The sequence below is a fragment of the Phenylobacterium sp. genome (genome assembly GCF_036495085.1).
In the GTDB taxonomy this organism is placed as follows: domain Bacteria; phylum Pseudomonadota; class Alphaproteobacteria; order Caulobacterales; family Caulobacteraceae; genus Phenylobacterium.
The window spans coordinates 1-4,582 of record NZ_DASXNL010000052.1 but is presented as its reverse complement, the minus strand read 5'-3'; the positions used below and the strand labels follow the sequence as shown (position 1 = coordinate 4,582).

Below are 4,582 nucleotides of genomic sequence, written 5' to 3'. Positions count from 1 at the left end.
CGGCACGGCGACGGCCGGCATCATCTCGGCGCTCGGGCGCCACAACGTCTCCGGCTCCAGCTACGTCGACTTCATGCAGATCGACGCGCCGATCAATCGGGGTAACTCCGGTGGGCCGACGTTCGATCTCTATGGCCGGGTAGTCGGCGTGAACACCGCCATCTACTCGCCCTCAGGCGGTTCGGTCGGCATCGGCTTCGACATCCCGGCAGACGTAGTCGCCTCGATCAGCCATCAGCTGATCGCTAACGGTAAGGTCACGCGCGGCTATATCGGGGCGGCGGTCCAGGACGTCACGCCGGAGATCGCCGAAAGCCTCGGGATCGAGAAACGTGGCGCTCTGGTCGGGGACGTCACACCAGGCGGTCCGGCTGACACCGCGGGCGTGAGGTCGGGCGACCTTGTCCTTAAGGTCGATGGCCACACGGTAAGCGGCGCTGCAGATCTCACCCGCCAGGTCGGCGCCGTCCGCTCCGGTGATGCGATCCATCTGGAAGTGAGCCGTAACGGCCAGACGCGCGATATCGCCGTCCGTTCGGGCGTGCGGCCTTCGGAGGAGGAACTCGCCTCGAACGGCTCCGGCGCTGCAAGCCCCGGTCCGGCAAGCACCGGCGTGCTTGGCCTTCGTGTCGTTCCTGACGCCCAGGGCCGTGGCGTCCGTGTCGCCGGAGTCAGCCGGGACTCCGACGCGGCGCAAAAGGGTCTTCAGCCTGGAGATCTGATCGTCCAGGCGGGCCAGACGCCGACGAAGACACCGGCGGAACTCGCCCGCGTCGTCGCCCAGGCGCGGGAAGGCGGCCGTCACCAAGTGCTGTTGCTGGTGGCGCGCGGCGGCCAGCACGTGTTCGTGCCGGTGGAGCTCGGCGCAGGCTAAGCGCGGCGGGCGGCGGCCTAGACCGGCGCTGCCGCCCGCGCCCTTTGCTTCGGCCGGACCTTGGCGATCGCGATCAGCGATTCCACGCAGTCACGGATGGAATCGTCCAGCGGCCGGAACGTCACGGCGGTCACCGCCCGGATGCGATCGTTGCGTAGCTCAGCTTTCGCCCAGATGCTGCGGAACTCAGCCTCCCGCGCCTGAATCCGTTCCGGGAATGGGTCGATGACCTGCGGCGTATCATGGCCGAGCTCCGGCAGCAGCCGGTCGATGTCGGCGCAGATGGCCTCGACGTTGCGGCTGTCGGTGGACCACGCGATATAGCGCTCGCCATTGCGCACCTCACTGCTTTCGAGGAGGCGGATGTGGCACTTCGCGTCGTCGCGCACGTCGACAGTCATCCACGGCCGATAGGCGTCGGTCTGACGATAGTCGCCCAGCAGCATGGTCTCGATGTTGTGCTGCCAGGGACCCATGTCCTTCTGGTGGGCGGACAGGATCGGTCCTACGTTGTCGCCCGGGCAGCAGGTGATCGCGTCCCAATCGCCACTTTGCGCAGCGGCCTCGGCAAAGGCGCGTTCCGCGATTAGCTTGGCCATGGAATAGCCCTGACCACGCTCAGGCGTGCGCTTGGGATTCAGTTCGTCCGGGTAGCGGTCCTCGTAGAAGACCGGCCGGCGGATGATCTCCTGAAGGTCCATCTCGGATATGACCGCCGCGACGGAGGAGGTGACGACGACGCGGGTTACGCTGCCGGAGCCGTTCACGCTTGCGATGATGTGGTCGCAGGTGCGGCGCATGTAGTAGGGATCGCTGTAGCCGCTGATGTGGCTGATGTGGGCGACGCCGTGACAGCCCTTGAAGATCTCGTCGAAGCAGCCGGGGTTGTCGAGATCGGCTCCATGCAGCGTCAGCCGGCCGGAAGCGTAGCCCGGCATCGCCTTGAGAAAGTCGGTGCGTGCGGGGTCGTCGGGGTCGCGCACACAGGCGCGCACCCGGTAGCCCTCGTCCAGCAGGCCCCGGACCACCCAGCCGCCCAGGAAGCCTGCGGCTCCTGTGACGGCCACCGTGCCGCGCTTCGGAATGGGCGCCATCGTCTTCCTCCGGTTGTCTACGCGCCTAAGTTCTAGACTCTGGCGAGGAGAGGAGGGAGTTGATTTGTCGTGTCGGGCTGGGCGCGGCTCCCGCTCGGTCAGCCAACCGGCGGTCGGGAGCGCCAAGCGTCTTCGAACCGCGGCGATCAGAGGGGGCGCAGGTGTTGCACGCGAGCCTGCGAGGCGGCCGGGACCTTTTGTGCGATGCCGACGATCATCGCCTGCAAACCGAACTCAAAGGCTTCGTCGGAGTTGGCGGCGCGGTGGGGCCCGAGCTGCTCGTATAGCGCCCAACCCATGGCGTAGCGGGCGAGGCCCATCAGCGCGCCTTGCGCCTCCCGGTAGCGAAATCCCTCTGCCTGCAGCCGTGCGGCCATGGCGGGGAACGTGATCGACGCGCTCCGAGCCGTCGGCGTCGAGCCGGCCAGCAGCCGCGCCCCGTCCCGGTGCGAAAGCGCCGCGCGCCGGATGCCTCTTGCGCCCTCGGCCAGCCAGGCCTGCCAGTCCTCGGGGAAGGCCTCGGCGGCGGGGAGCGAACTTTCCAGCAGCGCTTCGGCCATCTGATCGAGGAGCTCGCGCATGTTCTTGAAGTGCCAGTAGAGGGACGGACCCTTCACATCGAGTTCCGCGGCCAGCCGGCGCGTGGAAAGCTTGTCCATCCCCACCTCGTCCAGCAGCCCGAGGGCCGCATCGACGATAGTGCGCCGTTCCAGCGCCATGGGTCGATCTCCCGTCTCGTCTGCCTTACCTAGCACTGCTAGGCTAAGTGAGCCTAATCGCCGACAGAGCGCAGGATAGGAGTAAACTCATGTATCGGACGACCGGATCAAGACTTACCGCAGCGGCCGCGGCGATCGGCGCGCTCAGCGCCGCGGGTGCGGCCAACGCCAAGGACGTGCTGGGCGTGTCCTGCAAGAGCCCACCTCCGGCGCACTGCTCGGGGGAGGCCTGCGTCCCGCTGCTCGCTGACCGGGGCAACGCAACGGATCCGAAGACCGGCCGCAAGTTCTGGCTCGACTATCCGTGCGACCTGAAGCCCGGCGACAAGGTCGTCTTCATACTCAATATCCACGGCGCCGGTTCCATCGGCCAATGGCAACGGCACTATTTCCCGGCCATGGACTACAAGGACAAGTACAAGCTGGTGGTCGCCACACCAACCGCAGCGACCGAGCGCCCGTTTGCGCCCGGCCAGCCTGGGGTGCGCGTCTGGGTCGCCGACGCAGACGATGAGCATCTGCAGAACATCACCAATCTGGTGTTCGACGCCTTTGGAAAGCAGAACATCAAGTCGTTCTGGCTGGCCGGCCACAGCCAGGGCGGAGCGACCTCGCACCGGATCGTCTGCTCGGACTTCTTCAAGAACAAGGTCGACGGATTGCTGAGCCTCTCCGGCGGGCGTATCGGGCGGGCCGAGATCAACCCGCGCTTCGGCCCGCCGAAGGCCGACGGCTCGCCGCCCGACCCGCGCCCGATGCCCTCGGCGATGACCGCCCCGCCACTGCCGGCGTGTGAGTTCTCCCACATCTTCGAGACCGGCGAGCATGAGGTCGTGAGCCTTCCTGCGACCTCGCCTTTGGCCGAGAAGCTTGGCTGCGCGGCCCGTGTCGAGGAAAAGGACATCGCCGACGACCAACCGGGCTATGTCTGGGACTATGCGCGCCAGGGCTACCCGGTCTGGGGGATGAAAGCCCGGCCGGGCCAGGCCCACGTCTGGGTCTACCCCAAGTGCCAGGGCGGCCGCGTGGTGGCCGACATCGAGCGTCTGGACAAGGGCCACACCGAGGGTCTCGAGCCGCATGTCACCGAAGCGATCGTCAAGCTCATGGTCGCCGCACCCGGCGGCAAGGCTCAGCATCCGAGTTGATCGCTTCGACCGGCAAGCCCGCGGCCTATCGCGTCGGTGCGTCTTCGGTGACGCCCGCGATGATCACGCGATAGCGCTTGTGCAGATGGGCGTTGGCCTCTGCGCGCCGACCATCCAGGCGTCGCGGACCTGGTCGCGGACCGCTTCGAACGATCCGGCCGCGGTCGCCAGTGTCTTCAGCCTGGACCGCGACGTCGTCGTAAGCCAACGGGAACAGGAACGGATCAGCCGTCGGGTCTTCGCGACCGCCTTCTTCGGCGCGTTCCAGCGCCTCTGCGGCGGCCTTTTCCGCTCCGCCGTGCGGGCGGTCGCCCGAAAAGAACAGCTGTTGGAAGGCCACCCGAGCGGGCGGCGCGTTCGCCGGGGTGGCGCCGGCTTATCTCATCGGCGGCTTTGCGGCCCTTCGGCTGATCCAGCGCGTGTTCGCCGTCTGACGCCTAGCGGATCTTGATCGTCGCCGTTCCGGTCGGACCGGTGAGGTCGAAGCTGTCGCCTGACTTCTTGTCCTTCGGATAAGTCACGCAAGTCTCCTTCGGATCGTAGTTCGAGGTAGTGCACAGGTTGTCGCCGTCGATGCGCCAGGTGCCCGTGATCTGGCCGTCCGCTGCCGTGAACTTGTGGTCCGGCGTGTAGGTGACGGGGATCTGCATGTCCCCGATGATCAGGATGATGCCGTGGGTGGTCACTTCCTCGAGCGTTCCGGCGAAGGCGGGCGTGGCCATCGCCAGGAGCCCGATGGCGGCTATC

The 4,582-nt window shown here is 67.0% G+C and carries 6 protein-coding genes; 2 read left to right on the top strand and 4 right to left on the bottom strand.

Going from position 1 to position 4,582, the window contains the following annotated elements:
* Positions 1-874 (top strand): PDZ domain-containing protein (locus tag VGI62_RS07040; RefSeq protein ID WP_331503695.1); only part of this gene is annotated, 874 nt, incomplete at its 5' end.
* A 17-nt stretch (positions 875-891) separates the two neighbouring features.
* On the opposite strand, the gene VGI62_RS07035 is transcribed toward VGI62_RS07040, so the two are convergent.
* Together VGI62_RS07035 and VGI62_RS07030 are read right to left on the bottom strand one after the other, a co-directional pair.
* The gene (locus tag VGI62_RS07035; protein ID WP_331503694.1) at positions 892-1,968 is read right to left on the bottom strand and encodes an NAD-dependent epimerase/dehydratase family protein; all 1,077 of its coding nucleotides are present in this window, start codon (positions 1,966-1,968) and stop codon (positions 892-894) included.
* A 146-nt stretch (positions 1,969-2,114) separates the two neighbouring features.
* Entirely contained in the window at positions 2,115-2,687 is a 573-nt protein-coding gene (locus tag VGI62_RS07030; protein WP_331503693.1) for a TetR/AcrR family transcriptional regulator C-terminal domain-containing protein, read from the bottom strand.
* An 89-nt stretch (positions 2,688-2,776) separates the two neighbouring features.
* Here VGI62_RS07030 and VGI62_RS07025 point away from each other — a divergent pair, with 89 nt between their 5' ends.
* A complete protein-coding gene (locus VGI62_RS07025; protein ID WP_331503692.1) occupies positions 2,777-3,835 on the top strand; it encodes a hypothetical protein in 1,059 nt (352 codons plus the stop codon).
* 25 nt (positions 3,836-3,860) lie between these two features.
* On the opposite strand, the gene VGI62_RS07020 is transcribed toward VGI62_RS07025, so the two are convergent.
* Complete coding sequence (locus VGI62_RS07020) at positions 3,861-4,175, bottom strand: hypothetical protein (protein WP_331503691.1); 315 nt, start codon at positions 4,173-4,175, stop codon at positions 3,861-3,863.
* A 97-nt stretch (positions 4,176-4,272) separates the two neighbouring features.
* A partial coding sequence (locus tag VGI62_RS07015; protein ID WP_331503690.1) for a hypothetical protein occupies positions 4,273-4,582 on the bottom strand: 310 nt, incomplete at its 5' end.